Source organism: Lampropedia puyangensis (genome assembly GCF_004833285.1).
GTDB classification, from domain to species: domain Bacteria; phylum Pseudomonadota; class Gammaproteobacteria; order Burkholderiales; family Burkholderiaceae_C; genus Lampropedia; species Lampropedia puyangensis.
Window position 1 is genome coordinate 558844 of sequence record NZ_STFG01000001.1, and the last position, 22244, is coordinate 581087.

A 22244-nucleotide genomic window follows, 5' to 3' on the forward strand; every position below is an offset into this window, starting at 1 on the left:
GGTCTTTCTACTTTGATATCGTGCATGCCTAACAGAAGCATAGCCGTGTGCCGTTTCACCTGCTTGTTCAAAGGCAGATTCTTTCTGCCAATCAGTGCACTGAGCTGATTGGTATCGCACTTAAACTGGCTTAGAACTTAAACCCATTAGGCTCGGGGAAGCCCTGCAAGCGCGGGAGATTGAAATCCCAAGGCGTTGTGACTTGCAGTTTGCCGTGTTGTTTTTTGACTAAAGTCATCCGCATGACGGGCTCTTGGCCAACGCAAGCCATCAGGCGGCCGCCTTCGTTTAGTGCGCCAAGCAAAATGGCAGGAATTTCCACAACAGAGCCGCTGATGACAATGGCATCGAATCCACCAGCGGGCACGTCTGCCGCTCCATTGGCTTGCACAACGGCCACGTTTTGCACACCGTAGCTGCTGAGGTTGGCTTTGGCCAGCGCAACCATGTCTGGGGCAATTTCCAGAGAAACCACTTCTTTACTCAAGGCGCCAAGCAATGCCGCCATATAACCAGAACCTGTGCCGATTTCAAGTACACGCTCGTGGGCTTGAATATCCAGGTCATTGAGGATGCGAGCCTCGATTTTTGGTGGGAGCATGCATGCATCTGGGCGAGACTGCCACTGGCCATCTGGAAGCAAAGGCACAGCCACGTCCATGAAAGTCATATTCCTGTATGCAGCAGGAGTGAAGTGCTCGCGCTTGACCCGCGCCAAGGTTGACAGTACCACACTGTCATCCACGTTCCAGGGGCGAATTTGTTGCTCAATCATATTGAAGCGGGCAACATCTTCCGGGTGGGTGAATTCTTGCAAACGGTTCAAAGGCAATGTCATCGTGTTCTCCAGAGTCTGAGATTCCGTGTCTGACTCAACGCAAGGCTGATAGGGGATGCTTGGGATGGCGCTTCTGGCAGACGTTCCGTGCGACAGCACAGCTTGGGTCGGTTGTGTGGATGGTGCATTGCTCCATTGCCCATTGCCAACCCCGGATCAACTTGGCATTTTAGTTCGGGTTCAGGGCATTTGATGGTTCATATTCATCTCGAAGGCGTTTTGAGTGCGTTTGACGACCTCCGAAGTTGTTGGAATGCGCGTTTTGAGAGTTGTTTCTGGCCGCGTGCATCTGTTTTGTTGCTGCTTAAAAAGGGGTTTTTAGCCTTGTTGAAGGAGGCTTATTGTGCAGAAGTGCCTTGGCGTTGGGCGCGGCGGGCTTGTTGTTCAAGCCAATTAGAAAGTTCGAGCAGCCGTTCGTGTTCTTCTCTTTCTTTATTGTTTCCTATAGGCGCTGATTCAAGGTCTTGTGTCAGCGCGTTTTGAGTCAGTTGCTGCAGCTTCAGGGCTTCGTCACTGGCTATTTGCCATTGGCCTTTTGACAGTGCATGCAAAGCATGTACGAGGCGTTGGTGTGCAGCCACGTCGTGGCGGTATTCACGCCAGATTTTGGCCTCTGTGGGCATGCGCCATACCGACAGGATTGCATAGACCAACAGGGCGCCAATGGCAAAGATAAATGCAATCAGCAGCAAGAATAGGTTCAGCGAGAGGTCAACGCGATACGGGTGCCAGAATAAGGTGACAGTGGCGCGGTTGCTGTTGAGAAACAACGCTGCAGCGACAGCAGAGGCAAAAAGGATAAGGACCCACAGAGCACTTCGCATATCAATCTCGCTCCTGAGAGGCGGCTGCAGGAGTGTTTATTGCTGCCGAAGTGCCAGTGTTTGCACTATTGCCCCCAACAACTGAAGCCGCATTGGTTGTATTGGCGGGCTGCGTCGTGACTTGGCGCACAGCGTGCGCAGCGGCAATCGCATTGAGGGTATCTGTAATGGCAGGGGCTTGTACTGAAAGAATATGGTTTTGCAGTTGCTGCAAGGTGCGTAACGCCTGCTGGGTACGAGCGGAAGTCAGGTCGAAATACTTCAGCAGCAATGCTTGTGCGGATGCCAGATCTGCGCGGGCAGAACTTGATTGGCGTGCAAGCAAACCCATGCGTGCATTCATCAGTTGCAGACGCATGTTTTCTCGCAGGAAAAATGCTTGCTCTGCTGTCAATAGGGCTGCTTCTGGGTAATCAATGCGTTGCACTCTAACCAGCGAAGAGAAGTTGTCAAATAGCACACCTAGCCAGCCTCTATCATCCGCTTGCACGGCAACAGTGTTCCGGTCATCAGGTAGAGGCGTGGCTTCTACATTGTCTGGGGGCACCGAAATGTTGCTTGCTGATTCCGAGTCGGTTGGCGCAGTCTCGATGGCAGGAGAGGGGGCATTTTGAGCGGAGGAGGTACCGCCAACGGCATTCGCTAAAGGAATTTGCTCCAACTGCAGCAGCAATGTATCGATGCGTCCGAGCAGGCCAGCCGTGTCGGTCACAGCCGCGCTGGTTAAGCGGGACAAGTCCTGCTCGATAGCGCTGCGAATAGGGGTCAGCCGTGGCTGTTCTGCACGGTCGAGCCGTTGTGCCGCATTGCGTAATGCAGCCACCAAAGGGTCAGCCAAGCCCGTCAATTGGGCTTGTTGTTGTGATAGGCGCAATGAGGCTTCCATGTCAATCAGCATGGTTTCGTCGCGTGTGCGTGACAGCTCAAAGGCCATTTGCTCAATGTGGGAGCGTTGCAGGGTGTATTCATTCACCCGGGCCTCACTCAGGCTGGAGCGGGTTGATGCATCACGAGCCAAGGCCTGCGCTTGTTCCGATAGAGTTTTGGCTTCAATCGCCTGGGCTTGAATTTGTGTGGTTTGAACCCCCAATTGCGTTTGAATGTGGTTCAGACGTCGCCATTGGCTGTAGGCGAGAAGAAGCCCGAGCACCGCAATAGCAACAAGCAGCCAAGCTCCCCAAATTGGGAACAGCATGGGTTTGCGCCAGTTAGCGATGACCTGATGAAGTGGCTGTGGGGTGGGGCGTTCTTCGGAGTTCACAGGGAGATGGTCAAGCTTGTACCTTCATCGGTGCAGGAGCAATGCGATGAGTTGTTTACGTAGGTGCTGATTGTGGCACGTTCTGCTGCTATGGGGCTGATGGTGCTTGCATCGCATGCGCTGCCGCTGCAATAGCCTCAGGTGTGGGGCGAGTCTCAACCACTTGGCCAAAGCCGGCATGCAGTAGGGTGTGTGCAATGCGCGGGTGGGTTGCGATTGCGCTGTGGTTGCGCCAGTGGTGCGCAGGGTAGTGTGTCGTCAGGTTACTCACGGCCTCTGAGCTACTGAATAGCCAGATGAATTGGTGGTTCTCAGCCAGCGTCACCAGCGCGGCTTGATGGGCTTGCCAGCGGGGAGGTCTGCGTTCGTAGACGCAGATAAAGTCGACTTCTGCACCGTGGTTGCCCAATGTTTGGGCTAGCCAGTCGCGGCCCGAGCCTCGATTGCAATTATTTGACTTGTCGGACGCGGATTCGCTGGATCCACGCACCACTAGCACGCGACTGCCTAGAGTAATTTGCTTATGCACCACGGTCCAGAGTGCCTCGGAATCAAACTGGCTTGCATGCACGGGGGCAGGTTGGTCAATGGCTGCTTGCGTAAAGCCTAGGTTTTGCAATGCTTGGCTGGTTCCAGGCCCAGGGGACCATAGGCGCGGAGGTTGACCCTTTGCCTTGGCTGGATTCATGGCGATTTGCTGCCATTGAGCTAGGCCAGATTGGTCCCAGAAAAACTGCACCGCATTAGGGCTGACGTGCATGATGGCTTGGTAGCGATCTAGTTGTTCCAGCGCTTGAGTGCGTGCTTGTTGCATAGATGGGCCGATAGTGGGCGCTATCTCAATCAGGGGCAAGGCGACCGTGCGGATGTGGAGGCGATCAAAAGCAGCGCTCCAGAATGGCAATTGCTTTTCGGGGCGCGTCAAAATCAGCGGGCGGACAAGCGTGCTCAATGGTCAGGCTCCAGATATGAAGGCATTTTTTGCTTTTTCACCAGACCTCAGGCTAATCGGCAGGAGTCAGTGCAATATGCGCAAGCACTGCCAGTGGCGCAGTTTCGGCTCGTAAAACGCGTGCGCCCAGTGTGGTGGCCAAAAAACCGTGGGCAATGAGTGCTTCTTCTTCAGTGGCGGAGAGCCCACCTTCCGGGCCGGAGACAAAGCACATATTGGCTGCGGGGTGCTGGGAATGTAGTCGGTTTGCCAGTGTTTGTGTGCCGGTGCGCAGGCTCAGAATGCACCGCAGTGATGTCGTCCGATCGGCTGGTGGTTGTGGGGTGGTATCTGCTTGCAGCACACGGTATGACTCATTTTTCAGGAAGCCGTCCAGTGATTGCACAGGGTGGATGATGGGGACCGTGTTGCGGCCTGATTGTTCACATGCAGCTGTGGCAATGGCCTGCCAATGTTCACGCTTTTTATCTGCTCTTTCACCTTTAAGTCGTAACACGCTGCGCTCAGTCATGACAGGGCTAATGCTGTAAACACCCAGTTCAGTGGCCTTTTCAACCAGCCAATCCATGCGTTCATTGCTGGGCATACCGACTACCAAATGCACGCGTGTGGGTATTTCGCGTGAGTGCTCTTCGGCGTTGAGTACGCGCACACGCACCGTTTGACGGCTGATGGCCACAATGTCGGCTGTGTATTCTTGGTTTGAGTTGGGCTCAGCACCGGGGAATAGACACACCGATTCACCCGGTTGCATGCGTAAAACTTGAATGTGCCGACTGGCTGCAGCGGGCAAATCAAGCTCTTCACCCAAGGTGAGGGCGTGTGGAAAATGAATGCGGGGAAGGGCCATCGGCAAAAGATAAAAAGTAGGTTATTGCAGCACAGCTCGAGAACATGCTTGTGCTAATCAATATGTGGTGAGCATTTCTATTGTGTATAGAGTTGCACAAGTGAAAAGCGTTTTGGGAATGGTGGCCTTCACAACCGACCAAATGAAAAAGCTTCAGTTTTTTCAGTGTTCTCAATCGCATCAATCAGTCGCAATAAAGGGAATAGCTCCCTATAGCGGCTTGCCGTACTGCGAATGTAATGGATGAATCGAGGCGTGTCGGCTAGGTACTTGGGCTTGCCATCGCGTAACGTTAGCCGGGCAAAAATGCCAGCTACTTTCAAGTGGCGCTGCAGCCCCATCCATTCCACGGCACGGTAGAACTCTCCAAAATCTGCCTCCCATTGCGGCACACTGGCAAGCAGGCCTGCTTTACGGGCGCGTTCCCAGTAGCGAACGGCGATGTCAATGAGGAAATCTTCTTCCCAGCTGTGAAAGGCATCGCGCAACAGGCTGGCCAGGTCATAGGTGATGGGGCCATGCAAGGCATCTTGAAAGTCGAGGACGCCGCTGAGCTGGACGGGGGATTCGGCGTTTTGCGCTTGGGGGGTGACCATCAGGTTCCGCAGCATGTAGTCACGATGCACAAAACAGGTCGGGGCACTTAGATTGTGTGAGGCTATGGCTTCGAATGTCTGGTGTAGCGTTTGTTGCTGCGTCGCATTCAATTGGGCCTGTCTGTGCTGGCCCAAATACCAATCGGGGAAAAGCTGCATTTCACGCATCAATATGGCACGGTCGTATGCAGGGACTTCGGGGTGGGTGCGGCACTGCATTTGTACCAGCCAATCCACGCTTTGTAGCATCAGTGGGTAGGCCGCATCAGTGTCATAGTCAGGGGCTAGATATTGCAGAACAGTTTGTTTACCAAGATCGTTCATCAATAAGAAACCGTCTTGCAGGCTGCATTCGAGAATCTTTGGTGTGGGAATCTCCGCAGTATGCAATAAAGCACCTACCTGCATAAATGCATCAAGCGGTTCTTTCTCTGGCGGGGCATCCATGATGACGCGGGACGTCCCGCTGGTTGTCTGGATACGAAAGTAGCGTCTGAAGCTGGCATCTGCCGAGGCCAGTTGCAAACTTGCGATGTCTAACTGCTGTGCCGGGGCAATGGTACTTAACCATCGGTCAAAAATAGCCTTGCGTGCAGGCTCGGTCCACTGGATGTCGGTCATAAAAAATGGTGCTGAGGAGGGGCAAATGCCATGAAGCGGCTGAATGGGGTTGCTGCTACTGTTGCGCGGCATTTTACAAACGATGGCAGATGCGAACCTGATAATATGCGCCGACTGCAAAGACTTTGCTCTGTTGGCCCTTGCCTGGCACCATCCTTAATACTGACTGTGCAGGTGCGACATTCACGGGCGTTGCGCGGATGGCTGCAACTGGTGGATTTGGAGCGGAAATTGATGAAAAGAAAAGGGAATTTGTGAATCGACCCCGACCATTTGCGCCGCAACGTTTGTCGCGGATTGCGCATTCGGCCATGTTGTGCCTGTTAGCCAGCACTGTCTCGCCTTCACTTTGGGCGCAAGCACAGCTCGATCATGGGGACTGGAATGGCCCGTTGCTGTTGCAGAGTACGCCTGCATTGCAAGAGAAAATTGCCCCAGCCCAGGCTGAAAAGAGCCCCATTTACCTTTCTGGTGAGCAGATGGAGGGGCAGCAAGATTCTGAATTACGCGTGACAGGTAATGCGCGTTTACGCCGTGCCGATACACGCATTCAAGCCGATACCTTGCGCTACGACCCTACCAGCAGCCAAGCGCAAGCGGATGGCAACGTCACAATCGACAGCGCAGCTGACCAATATTGGGGCAGTCAATTGCGTCTGAATGTGGATACGTATGAAGGCTACTTCAACGATGTGCGTTACCGCTTTGGCGAGAACCAGGCTTTTGGGCAGGCCCAGCGTGTCGATTTCATTGATCGTGACCGTTATGTTGTGCATGAGGGCGACTACACCACTTGCCAGCGCGTGGACAGTGATCCCAACTGGCGCCCAGCGTGGCAGATCAGGGCCAAAGAGTTGACCATTGATCGTGTGGCGGATGTGGGGGTTGCGCGTAATGGCGCGTTGGAGTTCATGGGTGTTCCGATCTTGCCCGTGCCTTACCTGAGTTTCCCTCTGTCAGATAAGCGCAAGTCAGGTTTTTTGCCGCCAACGGTGGGATTGGACAGCGTATCGGGTCTGCAGTATGAGCAGCCCTACTACTGGAATATCGCACCCAACCGGGATGCCACTATCACTACGACCGTATTGGCCCGGCGTGGTGTGGACTTGGGTGGTAAATTTCGCTATTTGGAGCAGAATTTCAGTGGGGAGCTCTCTGGCCGCTATATGCCAAGCGATAGCTTGCGTGATAAAGATCGCTGGAGCGCAGCGTTGCGCCATCGTCAAGTGTGGGAGTCCCCGGTCGGGAACATCAATTGGGATGCCAACCTCAATCGAGTCAGTGACCACAACTACTGGCGCGACTTTCCGCGGAGTTCCTATGGGCTTGCCGAGCGTTTGTTACCCAGTGAATTGAACGGTTCATGGCAGCAAGACGATTGGCGTGTGCGCTTGCGCACTTTGAAATGGCAAACCTTGCAAGATATCGATTCGGTGATCTTGCCGCCCTACGATATGCTGCCGCAGTTGAATGTACGCTACGAACCGTGGAGCCTTGACAGTGGTTTTGACTTTAGCGTGGAGATGGATACCACCCGCTTTCAGGCTGACAAAGACTTTACCAATGTGCTTACCGATGGCACCCGTTCATACGCGCTGGCTAAATTAAGCCGCCCTATGGTTGCGCCGCAAGGGTTTCTGACTCCATCGGTGCAATTGCATGCCAGCTATTACAACTTCGACTCTTCCGCCCTGACTGCAGGTCGTAAGAGCTACTCTCGTGTTTTACCAACGTTCAGCATTGACTCTGGTTTGGTGTTTGAGCGCGATACGCAGTTGTTGGGGCGAAACCTGCAACAAACGCTGGAGCCACGCGCGTTCTATACCTACACGCCTTATAAAAACCAAAGCATGCTGCCGATGTATGACACGGCAGAGCTGGATTTCACGTTCGCCAGTATTTACTCTCCCAACGCATTTGTAGGGCAAGACCGCATTGCTGACAACAACCTGTTGACGCTCGGCTTGACCTCGCGCTTGATTGCAGCCGATGATGGTGCCGAGCTGGTCAAAGCATCAGTGGCTCAGCGTTTGCGCTTCAAGGACCAGCGCGTCACAGCACCTGGCGTGGATCCACTGGAGGAGCGTTGGTCAGACATTTTGCTCGGTGGGGCAGTGAATTGGACGCCGCGTTGGGCAACCAATGGTGTCATTCAGTACAACCACGATCAGCGGCGCACTGTGCGCTACACCATGACGGGCTACTACAAGCCGGGGGATTACAAAGTCCTCAGTGCAGGCTATCGTATGAAACGCGATGCCAGTAAACACGTGGAGTTTGGTTGGCAGTGGCCCATTTCTGAGTTGTGGCAGTCCACAGCCAGCGCTAAATCTGATGGCCGCTGGTACGGTGTTGGGCGCGTGAACTACAGCATGCGCGATAAAAAACTGGTCGATACCGTGGTGGGGGTTGAGTACAGCGCCTGCTGCTGGACTGGCCGGGTTGTGCTTGAGCGTTTGCAAAACAGCTGGAACAGCTCCAATACGCGCGTTCTGTTCCAGTTAGAACTTACAGGGCTCTCGCGAATCAATATCGGTTCTAATCCGCTCAATTCACTGCGCAATAACGTCCCTTACTATCAGGAAATAACCCCTGCGGCGGCGGAGCCTTCAAGCCGCTTTGGCCATTATGAATAATGGCTTAGCTCAATCCCTCAAGCATTGTGCTGTCGTACTGGCTAGTCAACACAGTGACAAGCATGCACAATGCCTGTCTTGCCAAGTTCGGTGGTTGGCCGTCTGATGGCTTGCAAGCGCTCTCTGTGGTTTATCTTCATTTGAAAATGACATCCGTTTTGAATACCTTTTATACGCAAAGCAAACGCCTTGTTGCGGTGGCATGCTTGGCCTCTGCTGTAGCTATCGTCCCGCTGACTGGACAGGCCCAAGGTTTACGCATGCCTGGTTCTGGTAGCGCCAGTGGTGGCCTAACAGGGAGTGGGGCAAGTGCGGCAGGGGCCTTTGCCAATGACTTGCAAGGTGCTGCATCGAATGCGGCGGCTTCTTCCCGCGATGGTAGTAGCAACCGACAGGCGGATTTCATCATTGCCTTGGTCAATTCTGAGCCAATTACCAATGTTGAGTTGCAAAACCGCATGGTTCCTGCGCGTGAGTATTTTGCACAGCAAGGTCAAAACCCCAGTGAAGCGCGCATTCGGCAAGAAGTGCTGAATGTGTTGATTGCGGAACGCTTGCAATTGCAGGAAGCCAAGGCAACCAATCTGACGGTTGATGACTTCACGCTGAACCAGGCTGAAGCGAACGTGGCGGCTAAAAACAATGTCAGTGTGACCACCATGTACCAAGAATTGGCGTCCTCAGGCATTGGTCGTGAACAGTTTCGCCGGCAAATGCGCAACCAGCTAACGTTGATGCGGATTCGCGAGCGGGCTGTGGAAGCGCGTGTGCGCGTTACCGATCAGGAGCTTGATCGCTACCTGCGAGAGCATCCGGTGGATCAAGGGGAAGCGATTCCTGAGGCGCTCAATTTGGGGCATATCTTGGTGGTTGTTCCAGAAAAAGCCAGCGCAGCTGAAGAGGCGCAACTCAAGCAGCGCATCGACCAAGCCGCAGAGGCATTGGCTGCTGGCAAGAATTTCGCTGATGTGGCGAAAGAATACTCGCAAGCCAACGAAGCCAGCCGCGGTGGCGAACTGGGGCTTCGCCCTGTGACCCAATACCCTGATTTGTTTGCCAATGCAGTGGCAGACAAAGCGGTTGGGACGGTTGTGGGCCCCATTCGATCGGGCGCAGGATTTCATATTTTGAAAGTGCTGGAGCGCCAAGAAGGTGGCGCAGGCATGGTCATTCAAAACCATGCACGTCATATTCTGATGACGGCTGCTTCAGGGCGCTCAGCACAGGAAGTGGGCGATATGCTGATGGAAATCCGCGATCGTGTGGTGCGCAATGGAGAGGACTTTGCCGTGCTGGCGCGTCAGTACTCAGAAGATGGCAGTGCCAAGGATGGTGGTGATTTGGGCTGGGCAGGCCCGGGCATGTTTGTGCCTGAATTTCAGGCCGCGCTCGATGAGTTACAGCCCGGGGACGTCAGCCAGCCTGTGGTCTCTCGTTTTGGTTTGCACCTGATTCAGTTGCTCGACCGTCGGCAACACAAGATGACGCAACAAGAGCAGCGTGAATTGGTGCGTAATGAAGCACGAGAGAAAAAAGTCGAAGAAGAGTACCAGAAGTGGATTGATGGCTTGAAAGCGCGTGCTTTTATTGAAATGCGTGACCAAGACAATTAATCGTTCTGTTGGGTTGATTGGTTACTACCCAAGGTGATTGGCAATGTCGGGTGCTCTGCATGGTTTACATATGGGGCGCTTGATTGGTTTGCTCGAACTGGCGCTTAGTGATCGCCATTCAGGTTTAGTGGTTTGTTTGTGAGATTCTTTTGTGCGTCATATTCCTCGTAAGCGTTTTGGTCAGCATTTCTTGGTTGACGACTCTGTCATTCATCACATCGTCACGGCCATTGATCCGCAACCAGGTCAGCCTGTAGTGGAAATTGGCCCCGGGATGGCGGCTTTGACCAAGCCTTTGCTCGAACGCCTTGACCGACTCACCGTGATTGAGCTTGACCGTGACTTGGTAGTGCGTTTGCAGCGCAATCCTCAACTCAATGTGGTGGCCAGCGATGTTTTGCTGGTTGATTTTCGCCAGCTCTCGGAGAGTTTGGGCGGACAGCGTTTGCGGGTGGTAGGCAACTTGCCCTACAACATCTCCACTCCGCTGATGTTCCATTTGCTCGATGCGATCGAGGTTGTGCAAGACCAGCATTTCATGCTGCAAAAAGAAGTCATTGACCGCATGTTGGCGCAACCCGGGACTTCGGCTTTTGGGCGCATCTCAGTAATGCTTCAATGGCGTTACGCTATGGAGCGTATTCTTGATGTTCCGCCTGAGGCGTTTGATCCACCGCCTCGCGTTGACAGTTCTGTTGTGCGGATGGTGCCGCTGACGGAATGGACGGCGGTGCCACAACCTTTGCTGGAAGAATTAGTCAAAGTGGCTTTTAGCCAAAAGCGTAAGCTGGTGCGCCATACATTGGGTAAATGGCTTGAAGCCAAAGGCTTTGCTGGTACGTTTGATGTACAACGCAGGGCTGAGGAAATCCCTGTGGCCGAATATGTGGCTTTGGCTGAGGCATTGCACAAAGCAGACGCTGTTTAACGGCTGACGGTGTCTACCGGCCAGGTTGTTGATATCAGCCTGTGTGGTTTGTTCTTGGCGGGGGATTGGCTTAGGCAGTAGTCAATAGCGTCATACAATCGCCGCCATGAATGTTTCCTCTCATGCGGGCACAGACCAAGGCAATCCCTTGTTGCAGGGCCTCAATCCAGAACAACGTGCGGCAGTGACTTTCACCGGCGGTAATACGCTGATTTTGGCTGGTGCTGGCTCTGGTAAAACACGGGTGTTGACCACCCGGATCGCTTGGTTGCTGCAGACCGGACAGGCATCGCCTGGGGGTATTCTGGCCGTAACGTTCACCAATAAAGCCGCGAAAGAAATGGTTACGCGTTTGACTGCGATGGTTCCAGTGTCTGTGCGCGGCATGTGGATTGGCACGTTTCATGGATTGTGCAACCGCATGTTGCGTGCGCATGCGCAGACAGTTGGTTTACCCAAGCAGTTTCAGATTCTTGACATGCAAGACCAACTCTCTGCCGTCAAGCGAGTGTTGAAGGCGCATAACGTTGACAGTGAGATGCTGCCGCCAAAAAAGCTGCAATCGTTCATTAATAGCTGTAAGGAAGAGGGCATGCGCCCAGGCGATGTGCCTGTGCGTGATGCTGATTCACGTCAGCGTGTCGAGCTGTACCAAGTCTACGAGCAGCAATGCCAGAAAGAGGGCGTGGTAGATTTTGGCGAGTTGATGCTGCGCAGTTTTGAACTGCTGCGAGACAATGCCGCTGTGCGCGAACACTACCAAACGCGTTTTCGGCATGTGCTGGTGGATGAGTTTCAAGACACCAACCGCCTGCAATACCAGTGGCTCAAGTTGATCGCTGGTGCGGGATATGCTCGCGACGAGCAGCGAGGTTTGGCCTGCGTGGTTGCCGTTGGCGACGATGACCAGAGTATTTATGCCTTTCGCGGTGCGCGCGTGGGCAATATGGCAGATTTCGTGCGTGAGTTTGGCGTTCAACAGCCTATCAAGCTAGAGCAGAACTACCGCTCATACAGCCATATTTTGGACAGTGCCAACGCATTGATTGCACACAATAGCCAGCGTTTGGGTAAAACCCTGCATACTGACCAGGGCGCTGGCGAAGCATTGCGAATTCATGAATCGGTCAATGATTTGGCTGAGGCGCAGTGGATCGTCGACGAAGTGCGTCAGTTGATGCAAGTTGATGGCTTTGCAAGGCAAGAAATTGCAGTGCTTTACCGCAGTAACGCACAGAGTCGTTCTTTAGAGTCGGCATTGATTACGGCCAAGGTTCCTTACCGCATTTATGGGGGACTGCGATTTTTCGAGCGTGCTGAAATTAAACATGCGCTGGCTTATCTGCGCTTGCTCGAAAATGCTAATGACGACACCAGTTTTTTGCGTGTGGTGAATTTTCCAGCACGTGGTATTGGGGCGCGTAGCATTGAAGGTCTGCAAGATCAAGCGAAGGTAAAAGGCTCGTCACTTTATGCAGCCTCGGCCACGATGGATGGCCGGGCTGGTGACAAGCTGCGTAGCTTTGTGCAATTGATTGAGCAGTTGCGCCAAGCCAGCATGGGGCAGACATTACGCGATGTGATTGGCTTGATGCTGGAGCACAGTGGTTTGCTTGCGCACTATCGGGCTGAAAAAGATGGTGTTGACCGTGTTGAGAACTTAGAAGAACTGGTCAATGCCGCTGAAAGCTTTGTGGTGCAAGAAGGTTATGCGGTGGATGTGACCAGCTTGCCTATGGACGAGCACGGTACCCCTGTGGGCCAGGGCTTGGCCAGCCAAGGCGTTGACTTGAATGCACCTTGGGAGGAACAAGCCATTGTTCCTGTCGCTCAGCGCACATTGGCTGTACAACCTGCAGCATTGGATCCTAATCAGTCTTTGTTCGTCGATGTGGATACTGGTGAGACGTTGACGCCATTGGCTGCATTTTTGACGCATGCTGCCTTGGAGGCAGGGGACAATCAGGCGCAGGCAGGACAAGAGGCCATTCAATTGATGACGGTGCATGCATCTAAAGGTTTGGAGTTTGATGCGGTCTTTATTGCGGGTTTGGAGGAAGGCTTATTTCCCCACTACAACAGCATGAGCGACCAAGATGGCTTGGAAGAAGAGCGCCGCTTGATGTATGTGGCCATCACGCGTGCACGCAAGCGCCTGTATCTCAGTCTGGCGCAGGAGCGCATGCTCAATGGGCAGACGCAATACAACGTAGCGAGTCGTTTTCTAGATGAATTACCAGAAGAGTCTGTGCGATGGTTGACCCCCAAGCGCAACCCAGCTAGCCGAAATGCAGGGGAATCTTTTGGTGGTTTCTCCAGCACCGGAGGGTGGAATTCAGGCGGACGGCAGTCATCGACTTATGAGCGCTCAAGCTACTCAGCAAGGCAGGCGGAGGATGTCCCATATCGCGAAGGAGGCCGCTACGGCGCATCTAAACAGGTTGCTTATGGATCAGGCCCTGTGCCACCCCAGGCATCTGATGGTATTGAGACCCATGGTATTCGTGCCGGACAAAAGGTTTTTCATGCCAAATTCGGTGAAGGGGATGTGTTGGCGATAGAGGGTAAGGGCGCGGACGCTAAGGCCAAAGTCAATTTCGGCCGGCACGGCACCAAACTGCTGTTGCTGGCTGTTGCCAAGTTGACGGTGGTTGCCTGATGCGTGCGAGGCGACTTTCAAGCCGTTGTCAGACAGTCGCGATGCGGTGGTGATTGGGCGAGAAGGTGAAGTCTGATACCAAGGGCAGGTGGTCAGACATGCGCCGCCAGATACGCCCACGGGGCACAAAAACTGACGCGGGTGTCAGATGGCGTACAAAAATGCGGTCTAGTTGTACAACCGGCAAAATCGATGGGTAGGTGAAGGCGCGCTGTGCGTATTCACTAAAGCCCGTTTCGCGCAGTAGTAAGCCCGTTTGGTCACCCCAGTCGTTGAAGTCTCCTGCAATCACCACAGCTTCGTCTGCTGGTATTTCATCTTGAATGAACTCCCGGATCAATGCGACTTGACGCAGCCTGCTGATGTGGATCAAGCCAAGATGAACTACCAGCACATGAACGCAATGGCCTGATACATCAATGCGCGCATGCAAAATACCGCGTTGCTCAAGACGGTGGTCGGAAATGTCCCGCTGCTGTGACCCGAGTACGGGCCAGCGGCTCAACAATGCATTGCCATGTTCGCCATAGCGGGTAATGGCATTGGTGTAATAGACCGCTTCATAGCCTTCAGGAGCCAGAAACTGCGCCTGAGGAATTTCTGGCCAATTGGCAAAGCGTTCTTGCTCTTTGAGGTTGGCTTTGCGTACCTCTTGCAAGCAGATGATGTCTGCATCAAGCTGCTCAACAGCCAGTCCTAAATTACCAATTTCCAAGCGACTCAAAGGGCCAAGGCCTTGAACCCCTTTGTGGATGTTGTAAGTGGCCACGCGCAGGCGTTCGGGGGCTTGCGCATCAGTGAGGTGGGGCTGGTCAATTGCGGGGAGGAGCGAGGCAGAAGAGTGCATAGTCTGGATTCAAGATGACGGTTTAGTCTCTAGAGATTGCAACAAGCTTCTGCCACTGGGTTGACTGCGCCCTTGTTTGCGTCTTTATTCGCCGCTTTCTTCACTGGTGCCTTGCGGATCGGGCAGACGTGAAGCTTGAACGCGCTCGACCATCTTGCCATCCATCTCGACAATCTCAAAACGCCAGCCTTCCCATTCAATATGGTCGCCCACTTGGGGAATACGTTCGAGCAAGAGCATGAACATGCCGCTGAGGGTATGGTAGTGTCCACGCTCCTCTTCAGGCACGCTGGAGAGATTCAAGCGGTCCTTGAGTTCCACATTAGGGATAGTGCCATACAACGACCAGGAGCCGTCTTCAAGCTGGCGAGCCCAAGCGTCGTCTGCATTGCGCGATGTGAACTCGCCCGTCAAGGCTTCGGTCACATCTTGCAATGTCACAATCCCTTCTGTTTCACCATATTCATCGACAACAAATGCCATTTGCAGGCTGTTGGCGCGGAACTGATCGAGCAAAGACAGACCGGTTAAGGTCTCAGGCACATACAAGCTGGTGTGCAAGTCACGCGCAAAATCGGGACCTTGTCCGCTGCTGACACGGGCGAGCACTTGTTTGGCGTGAATGTAGCCGAGAATTTGGTCTAAACCACCATTGCAAACCGGGAAGCGGGTGTGGCCTGACTCGATCATGCGTTGCAAGTTGACTTCGTCACTTTCATGCAGATCAACAAAGACAATGTCAGTGCGCGGGGTCATTAGTGAGCCCACTTCGCGGTCATCCAGTCGGAACACATTACGCACAATGTCATGCTCGTTTTGTTCAATCACACCTGATTGAGAGCCTTCGGCCAGCATGGCGCGGATCTCTTCTTCGGTGACGCCTTCTTCCGAGGATTGTTTTACCCCCAACAATTTCAGTAATGTGTTTGTGGAGAACGCGAGTAGCCAGACGAATGGGCGCGTCAGCAATGCAAGCAATTGAATGGGGCGTGCAACCAAACGCGCAATCGGCTCAGGAGAAATTTGTCCCAGACGTTTAGGTACCAACTCGCCAATGACGATGGAAATATAGGTCACGCCAATCACCACCACCACTGTTGAGGCAATATTAGCCGTTCCTGCGTGCACGCCAACGGACTCCATCCAGATTGCCAAAGGGGCAGCCAAAATAGCCTCACCTACGATACCGTTGAGCAGACCAATTGAGGTGATGCCGATTTGGATGGTCGATAGAAAACGGGTTGGGTCTTCTCCTAATTTCAACGCGGTGGCTGCGGCTTTGTCGCCGCTGTCTGCGCGCGCCTGTAAACGCGCACGCCGTGCAGTCACTAGCGCAATCTCTGACATGGCAAAAATGCCATTGAGCAGAATAAGACCGATAAGAATGAGAACTTCCATGATTACCCTCCTAATACGGTTACTGACGTGTCGGTGTGCTGATGACCACGGCAGAGGAGGGTAGAGGCGCGTCGAAGTGCGTTATATGCACTGCACTTCTTAGCGAAAGGAGATACGTTGAAAAAACAACTGGGAGGTTCCATGGAAGAAAAAACAGCGACTTTTCGTAAAAAAATGATCAGACAAAGCAGAGTTGATCAATAGCCGCTCAGAGTTGAAAGATATATCGTAACCGAAACAGGCCTGTCTACGCAGGCTTGCGCTGGAAATCCTTGTGGTAGTTTGTTCTTCACCACAGTGTCATCAGCCTGGCATGTATCCGTTTTTCAACTGGACGGCGCTCACTTAGGCGCAAGGCGAATAGCACCGTCAAGCCGAATCACTTCGCCGTTGAGCATGTCGTTTTCAATGATATGCAGGGCTAGTTTCGCGTAATCCTGTGGAGTGCCCAAGCGACTTGGGAATGGCACATTGGCTGCCAGTGCGTCCTGCACCTCTTGGGGCATGCCAAACAGCATCGGTGTACCGAAAATGCCGGGGGCTATCGTCATATTGCGAATACCGTCACGCGCCAAGTCGCGCGCGATGGGTAATGTCATGGCCACTATGCCGCCTTTGGATGCGCTGTAGGCTGCTTGGCCAATTTGACCGTCGTAGGCCGCAACACTGGCCGTAGAAATGAGAACACCGCGCTCGCCAGTAGCCTCGGGCTCGTTATCCAGCATGGCCGTCGCAGCGAGGCGAATCATATTGAAACTGCCAATCAAATTGATCTGGATAGTTTTGCTGAATGCAGCTAGATCGTGCGCTCCTTTTTTGCCAGCCGTTTTTTGTGCCGGAGCAATGCCGGCACAATTAATCAAGCCAGAAAGCCGGCCTAACTTGACTGCTGCGGCAACGGCTGCTTGACCATCGGTTTCTGATGTGACATCCGTTTTAATGAATGTGCCGCCAATTTCGCGCGCTACTAGTTCGCCTTTGTCAGCCTGCAGATCAGCCAAAACGACTTTGGCCCCACGTTCTGCCAGCATGCGTGCAGTGCCTTCGCCTAAGCCGGATGCGCCACCTGTGACGATAAAAACATTATTTTGAATGTGCATGAAGTCTCCTGATTGTGCTGTGTTATTGATGGCTGTTTTGATTCAGCCTCATGCGAGGTGTGCAAATCATTATAGGGAGCCGAGGCTTTGCAAAAGTGCATGCATGTCTCTGCTGCTTTGCAGTGACGGGCTCCATCTTTGCGCAAACGTTGCGTCAAAAATAAAAAAGCGACACTGTGTTTTTCACATGTGTCGCTTCGTAAGAGGTCTTGTAAGACCTTGATTTTGCTTGTAAATGGTGCCCCGGGCCGGAATCGAACCGGCACGCCCCTTAACGGTAAGCGGCAGATTTTAAGTCTGCTGTGTCTACCAGTTCCACCACCGGGGCTTGCAACAAACGGCGTATCGCTGTTTGTTGCGAGTCGGCATTCTACTTCAATGCAGCGCTTACCTTTTGGAAGTTATGAGGCAAATTGTTGGCAGCGATGGCAAGGTTCAATTTTTTGGGAGGCGCTTTGCAATTTCTTGAAGTAATTGCTTGGCTAATTCCCGCTTACTGGCCCTTGGTAGTTCTACGTGGCCGCTGTCATCAAAAATAGTCAGGATATTGTCGTCTTGGCCAAAAGTGTTCGGACCAATATTGCCTACCAGTAGAGGAATCCCTTTTCGCTTGCGTTTGGCGCTGGCAAATTCGACCAGATTGTCGCTTTCAGCAGCAAAGCCCACGCAGTACAACCGCCCTGATTGTGCTGTTGTTGAGCGGGCGATGGAAGCCAAGATGTCAGGGTTTTCCACGAAATTCAACTGAGGTGTACTTTCCCCTTCCGCTTTTTTGATTTTGTGCTCAGCAATTTGAGCAGGGCGCCAATCGGCCACGGCTGCGGTTGCAATGAAGATGTCTGCAGTGGTTGACTGTGTCAGCGCAGCATCAAGCATTTGCTGGGCAGATTGAACGTCCAGACGTTGCACATTGCGGGGTGTGGGCAGTGCGACTGGGCCACTGATCAAGGTCACTTGTGCCCCTGCTTCTTGCGCAGCCTGTGCAATGGCGTAGCCCATTTTTCCGCTCGAACGATTGGTGATGCCGCGCACTGGATCGATCGCTTCAAAGGTGGGGCCTGCGGTGATCAGGATACGTTTGCCAGCAAGGACTTTTGGGGTGAAATGGGCAATGACGTCATGCACGATCTGTGCGGGTTCGAGCATTCGCCCATCACCGGTTTCGCCGCATGCTTGTAAACCATTGCCTACGCCGAGGATAGTGGCGCCATCCTGCGTGATTTGCTGCATGTTACGCGCTGTGGCTGGGTGCAGCCACATTTCGCGGTTCATTGCGGGCGCAATCAATAAAGGAATTTTTCCAATGGGGCGGGCCAAGCACATCAAACTCAGCAACTCATCGCTGCGCCCTTGCGCCAGGCGAGCGATGAAGTCAGCGCTGCAAGGTGCCAGCACCATGGCGTCGGCTTCACGGCTGAGGTTGATGTGGGCCATGTTATTGTCTGGACGGGCATCCCATTGGGAGATGTAGACAGGTCGGCCAGACAAGGCCTGCATGGTCGTAGGGGTGATGAATTCGCAGGCCGCTTCGGTCATGACGACCTGAACGGTGGCCCCTGCTTTTATCAGCTGGCGACACAGCTCTGCACTTTTGTAGCATGCCACGCCCCCTGTCAGCCCTAAAAGAATGTGCTTACCAGCCAGTTCAGCTGGGGCTGTAGTTGAAATGGCGGGCTCTGCCTCATCAGGGGTTGGAACTGGGCTGTGGTAGGTAATGGGGGATGGTGGTTTTTGCATGGTGAGTGAGGGGCAATGCAGAGCCATTGTCCCGATGGGAGGCTGCATGATTGCGCAATGCGCGTGTCGTTTTTGTCAATCTTGGACTGGCCGGTGTTCTTGGACGCGCAGTTGCACCGTGCGTCGCAATCGTTCAGTCTAATAGATATCTTGTTTCCCCGCGTGCCTCAGCTGAGGCGAACGCTGCTTTTGCATTTACTGTCTGCGCAGATGGTGTTGAACCTGCCATTGCTTGAAACGCACAATTCATCAGGTGCTCAAGTTCGCTCGGCTGGAGCAGGTGGTTTTGCGCATCGCGAGGCATCTTTTCTAGAATGCAAAGCCTGCAGATAGAAACAAACACAACCCAAAGGAGACATGCATGCAGCAAAAAATCGTACTGAAAGGTTTAGCGATAGTTGTCGTGGCGGTACTCGTGGCCTGTGGTTCAGGCGCGGAGCATCAGGCTGCAGACCCGATTCTGCGTGAGGAGTTGGCACCAGTGGCTGTTGCTTGTCCGGTGCAGGTACCGCGTGATGCGCGCTGCCTTGGCGGCAAGGATTTCAATGGGGCTTACTACTTGATTGCCATTCCTGCAAATTGGCAAGGTGATTTGGTGATGCATGCGCACGGTGGGCCAGCCTTGGGTGCTCCGACCATGGCGCGGGTTGAAGATGATCTGGGTCGATGGTCCATCATGGTGCGTGCGGGATATGCATGGGCTGGCTCATCGTATCGCCAAGGTGGTGTGGCAGTGCGCGCTGCGGCAGAGGATACGGAGCGACTGCGCCGTATCTTTCACGCTTTTGTTGAGAAACCCACGCATACGTTCTTACATGGCCAGTCTTGGGGGGCTAGTGTTGCTGCTAAGACGGCAGAAATGTTCGCTTCAAATAGTGCGCAAAATCAACCATACGATGCGCTCCTTTTGACAAACGGCGTTCTGGCAGGTGGCACGCATTCGTACGATGTCAGGTTGGATTTGCGCGTGGTTTACCAATACCTGTGTGGCAATCATCCACGGCCAACAGAACAGCAGTACCCGCTCAATATTGGGTATCCGGCAGGTGCAACAATCAACAATGCCAACATTGCAGCAAGAACACAGGAATGCTTGGGGCTTGAAATGCCGAGGGCGCAGCGCACAGCGCAGCAACAAGCCAATATTGATACGATCGTGCGCGTTGTCCGTATCCCTGAAGACGCGATTCAATCACACCTCAATTGGGGAACAAGGCACTTTCAGGAGATCGTGAGCAAACGCACAGCTGGTGTCAGTCCATTTGGTAATACCGGTGTGCGCTATAGCGGCTCCAGCGACGACGCGGCCTTGAACGCAGGCGTGGAGCGTTTTGTGGCAGATCCGAAAGCGTATGCAATGCTAGCGCATGATACTGATTTGACGGGGGCAATAGCTGTGCCGATTTTGAGTGTCAAGTGGATCAATGATCCAACTGCCTTTGTGGAGTTGGATCATTTTTTCAAAAAAACCATGGATGCCGCTGGTGCGGGCGATCGTCTCGTTCAAACCTTTACGCGCACAGGCACGCACAGTTACCTCAATGATGCAAGTTATGTGGGCTTGATGCAGGCGCTATCTGATTGGGTACACGGCGGCCAGAAGCCCACACCACAGGGCGTTGCCGAGCGCTGCGAGCAAGCGTCTTCGCAATACGGCGCGCAATGCACGTTTGAGCCGCTCTACCAACCGAAACCGTTGGCAACTCGCGTGCCTGAACGCCAGCGGCCACAGTGATAGATTCGAGGGCATTACTCTTTGAACAAGGCGCGTGCCTCGCCCAGCGATTGGGCGATTCGGGTGATGTGTTTGCTCAGGCGCTCTAGCCAACGTTGTGCAGTCAATTGTTCAAGCGCTGTGGCCGGGGTGATGTGCTCATTGACCGCACCTTCTACCACGTTGCGCCGAGCTTGGCTTTGGTGCTCATGAACCCATTCAGTGATTTGTCTCAGCTCCTCTGACACCTCTTCTTGCACAACAACGCTATCGTCTGTGAGCCACATCGCCGTTTGCTCCAGCGTAGGGGGTAGGCGGCTGGCTAAGGCCCACAATGCAGGCTGCTCGCGTAGCGTGTCTGCGTGGCTGATGCCTGCCAAGTCGTCGCGCAACACCCGGGTTTGGTCCAGTAGCAGTAACAGGTGCATGAGGCGCTGCTGGTCTGCAGCTGACTGAGGTGCGGGCAACTTGGTGATGTAGCTGTCTACTGCGTGCAGCAATTTGTCCAAACTTATCCCACTTTTATTGGAAGCTAAAGGCTGGCCTTGGAGTCGTTGTGCCAGCAAATGGCAGGTGTCTGCCAAGCCCAGGCTGATGGTTTTTTCTGCCGCTGCAATGGCCAAGGCAGGTACAGACAGTAAGGTGTTATCGAGCATGCGCAAACCCGGAGGTGCATGCTCTTTGATCATGCGGCTGACCAGCCTGGCTAGCCCTTGCGTTTGCGGCAAAAAGACTGCAGCGCCCAATACACTGAATGTGGTGTGGAATGCGGCCAGTGCTAATGCAGTGTTGACACCGTCGTGGCGCATGCCCCAAACATGTACGCCCCAGAGAAACAGAGGCTGCAGAATGACAAACGCCAATAGGGCTGAGCCAAGGTTAAAGAGCAAATGCACAAGTGCGGTGCGTTTGGCATTGGCCGTGCCTCCAACCGCGGCAAGCAAAGCCGTGGCTGTGGTGCCAATGTTTTGGCCGATGACCAGTGCCATGGCCTGCGAGAAATCAATGGCCCCGCTTGAAAGTGCCGCGAGGGTCGTTGCCAGTGCCGCGCTGGAGGCTTGCAGCACGATGGTCATTACCAAACCAATGAGAATCAAAAGCAATTGGGCGCCAATGCCAGGTGATGCAAATGCGCTCAGATCCACTTGAGTGGCTAAACCTGCCATGGCTTGCTGTAGGAAATCAATGCCGACAAAAATCAAGCCAAAACCTGCCATAGTCAGCCCAGCGAGAGCAGCGCGGTCTTTGCATAGCAGCTTCATGATGGCACCAATGCCGATGATGGGCATTGCCAGACTGGAAATGGAAAATTTCATACCCAGTAGCGTGACAATCCAGCCTGTACTGGTGGAGCCAATATTGGCGCCAATGATCACGCCGATGGCATTTTGGAATGTCAGCAAACCTGCGCTGACAAAGCCGATGGTGGCCATGGTCGTTGCAGTTGATGATTGCACCGCTGCGGTTGCCCCCATGCCTGCCAGCATGGCTTTGAGGGGCTTGCCCGTTAAACGGGCCAAGCCTGAACGCAGGGCTTCGCCGGCTATGGCTTTGAGACTGTCTGACATCAGCACCATCCCAAGCAAGAATAGTCCTATGCCGCCGGCCAGCGTGCTGAGTGTTGCGATCACGAACGCTTTCTAATGGTTTTTTGGAAAGTGTGGATTTAG

16 protein-coding genes and 1 tRNA gene are annotated in these 22244 nt (G+C 53.6%); 5 read left to right on the forward strand and 12 right to left on the reverse strand.

The genetic code is table 11. The features are described 5' to 3' along the window. Positions 1-130: 130 nt before the first annotated feature. From E9531_RS02380 to E9531_RS02405, 6 genes are all read right to left on the reverse strand, one after another. Positions 131-838 (reverse strand): protein-L-isoaspartate O-methyltransferase family protein, encoded by a 708-nt coding sequence (locus E9531_RS02380; RefSeq protein WP_136572114.1) that lies wholly within the window; start codon positions 836-838, stop codon positions 131-133. Positions 839-1176: 338 nt separating this feature from the next. Continuing rightward, complete coding sequence (locus tag E9531_RS02385; RefSeq protein ID WP_136572115.1) at positions 1177-1662, reverse strand: heme biosynthesis HemY N-terminal domain-containing protein; 486 nt, start codon at positions 1660-1662, stop codon at positions 1177-1179. Position 1663: 1 nt separating this feature from the next. Continuing rightward, positions 1664-2857: a uroporphyrinogen-III C-methyltransferase gene (locus E9531_RS02390; protein ID WP_136572116.1), complete on the reverse strand. Its 1194-nt coding sequence runs from the start codon at positions 2855-2857 to the stop codon at positions 1664-1666. Positions 2858-3011: 154 nt separating this feature from the next. Beyond that, positions 3012-3875 carry a uroporphyrinogen-III synthase gene (locus E9531_RS02395; protein WP_136572117.1) on the reverse strand — a complete coding sequence of 288 codons (864 nt, stop codon included), beginning with the start codon at positions 3873-3875 and terminating at the stop codon, positions 3012-3014. Between the two features lie 52 nt (positions 3876-3927). Next, positions 3928-4725 carry a 16S rRNA (uracil(1498)-N(3))-methyltransferase gene (locus E9531_RS02400; RefSeq protein WP_136572118.1) on the reverse strand — a complete coding sequence of 266 codons (798 nt, stop codon included), beginning with the start codon at positions 4723-4725 and terminating at the stop codon, positions 3928-3930. Positions 4726-4853: 128 nt separating this feature from the next. Then, positions 4854-5942 carry an aminoglycoside phosphotransferase family protein gene (locus E9531_RS02405; RefSeq protein ID WP_136572119.1) on the reverse strand — a complete coding sequence of 363 codons (1089 nt, stop codon included), beginning with the start codon at positions 5940-5942 and terminating at the stop codon, positions 4854-4856. 254 nt (positions 5943-6196) lie between these two features. Here E9531_RS02405 and E9531_RS02410 point away from each other — a divergent pair, with 254 nt between their 5' ends. The 4 genes from E9531_RS02410 (at position 6197) to E9531_RS02425 (ending at position 13778) form a co-directional block, all read left to right on the forward strand. Continuing rightward, positions 6197-8578, forward strand: coding sequence for an LPS-assembly protein LptD (locus tag E9531_RS02410; RefSeq protein ID WP_244609939.1), 2382 nt, complete (start codon positions 6197-6199; stop codon positions 8576-8578). Between the two features lie 146 nt (positions 8579-8724). After that, a complete protein-coding gene (locus E9531_RS02415) occupies positions 8725-10191 on the forward strand; it encodes a peptidylprolyl isomerase (RefSeq protein WP_136572121.1) in 1467 nt (488 codons plus the stop codon). A 151-nt stretch (positions 10192-10342) separates the two neighbouring features. Next, entirely contained in the window at positions 10343-11119 is a 777-nt protein-coding gene (gene rsmA / locus E9531_RS02420) for a 16S rRNA (adenine(1518)-N(6)/adenine(1519)-N(6))-dimethyltransferase RsmA (RefSeq protein ID WP_136572122.1), read from the forward strand. 106 nt (positions 11120-11225) lie between these two features. Further along, positions 11226-13778: a UvrD-helicase domain-containing protein gene (locus E9531_RS02425; protein ID WP_136572123.1), complete on the forward strand. Its 2553-nt coding sequence runs from the start codon at positions 11226-11228 to the stop codon at positions 13776-13778. Positions 13779-13806: 28 nt separating this feature from the next. Here the strand turns inward: E9531_RS02425 and E9531_RS02430 are convergent, their stop codons facing one another. From E9531_RS02430 to coaBC, 5 genes are all read right to left on the reverse strand, one after another. Then, on the reverse strand, positions 13807-14625 hold the full coding sequence (locus tag E9531_RS02430; RefSeq protein WP_136572124.1) for an endonuclease/exonuclease/phosphatase family protein: 819 nt from the start codon (positions 14623-14625) through the stop codon (positions 13807-13809). Positions 14626-14709: 84 nt separating this feature from the next. Then, the gene (locus tag E9531_RS02435) at positions 14710-16023 is read right to left on the reverse strand and encodes a hemolysin family protein (RefSeq protein WP_136572125.1); all 1314 of its coding nucleotides are present in this window, start codon (positions 16021-16023) and stop codon (positions 14710-14712) included. 341 nt (positions 16024-16364) lie between these two features. After that, entirely contained in the window at positions 16365-17123 is a 759-nt protein-coding gene (locus E9531_RS02440; RefSeq protein ID WP_136572126.1) for a 3-hydroxyacyl-CoA dehydrogenase, read from the reverse strand. 236 nt (positions 17124-17359) lie between these two features. After that, positions 17360-17451: transfer RNA gene (locus E9531_RS02445), tRNA-Leu, on the reverse strand. A 107-nt stretch (positions 17452-17558) separates the two neighbouring features. Beyond that, the gene (gene coaBC / locus E9531_RS02450) at positions 17559-18860 is read right to left on the reverse strand and encodes a bifunctional phosphopantothenoylcysteine decarboxylase/phosphopantothenate--cysteine ligase CoaBC (RefSeq protein WP_136572127.1); all 1302 of its coding nucleotides are present in this window, start codon (positions 18858-18860) and stop codon (positions 17559-17561) included. A gap of 361 nt (positions 18861-19221) precedes the next feature. On the opposite strand from coaBC, the gene E9531_RS02455 reads away from it, so the two are divergent. Continuing rightward, positions 19222-20595 (forward strand): hypothetical protein, encoded by a 1374-nt coding sequence (locus E9531_RS02455; RefSeq protein ID WP_136572128.1) that lies wholly within the window; start codon positions 19222-19224, stop codon positions 20593-20595. Between the two features lie 14 nt (positions 20596-20609). On the opposite strand, the gene E9531_RS02460 is transcribed toward E9531_RS02455, so the two are convergent. Further along, a complete protein-coding gene (locus E9531_RS02460; protein ID WP_211343345.1) occupies positions 20610-22205 on the reverse strand; it encodes a Na/Pi cotransporter family protein in 1596 nt (531 codons plus the stop codon). Positions 22206-22244: the final 39 nt, after the last annotated feature.

What these genes read in the sequence shown, in the direction of transcription:
- E9531_RS02380 (WP_136572114.1), bottom strand. Translation starts at nt 838, where the DNA reads ATGACATTGCCTTTGAACCGTTTGCAAGAATTCACCCACCCGGAAGAT.
- E9531_RS02385 (WP_136572115.1), bottom strand. Translation starts at nt 1,662, where the DNA reads ATGCGAAGTGCTCTGTGGGTCCTTATCCTTTTTGCCTCTGCTGTCGCT.
- E9531_RS02390 (WP_136572116.1), bottom strand. Translation starts at nt 2,857, where the DNA reads ATGCTGTTCCCAATTTGGGGAGCTTGGCTGCTTGTTGCTATTGCGGTG.
- E9531_RS02400 (WP_136572118.1), bottom strand. Translation starts at nt 4,725, where the DNA reads ATGGCCCTTCCCCGCATTCATTTTCCACACGCCCTCACCTTGGGTGAA.
- E9531_RS02405 (WP_136572119.1), bottom strand. Translation starts at nt 5,942, where the DNA reads ATGACCGACATCCAGTGGACCGAGCCTGCACGCAAGGCTATTTTTGAC.
- E9531_RS02415 (WP_136572121.1), top strand. Translation starts at nt 8,725, where the DNA reads ATGACATCCGTTTTGAATACCTTTTATACGCAAAGCAAACGCCTTGTT.
- E9531_RS02425 (WP_136572123.1), top strand. Translation starts at nt 11,226, where the DNA reads ATGAATGTTTCCTCTCATGCGGGCACAGACCAAGGCAATCCCTTGTTG.
- E9531_RS02430 (WP_136572124.1), bottom strand. Translation starts at nt 14,625, where the DNA reads ATGCACTCTTCTGCCTCGCTCCTCCCCGCAATTGACCAGCCCCACCTC.
- E9531_RS02435 (WP_136572125.1), bottom strand. Translation starts at nt 16,023, where the DNA reads ATGGAAGTTCTCATTCTTATCGGTCTTATTCTGCTCAATGGCATTTTT.
- E9531_RS02440 (WP_136572126.1), bottom strand. Translation starts at nt 17,123, where the DNA reads ATGCACATTCAAAATAATGTTTTTATCGTCACAGGTGGCGCATCCGGC.
- coaBC (WP_136572127.1), bottom strand. Translation starts at nt 18,860, where the DNA reads ATGCAAAAACCACCATCCCCCATTACCTACCACAGCCCAGTTCCAACC.
- E9531_RS02455 (WP_136572128.1), top strand. Translation starts at nt 19,222, where the DNA reads ATGCAGCAAAAAATCGTACTGAAAGGTTTAGCGATAGTTGTCGTGGCG.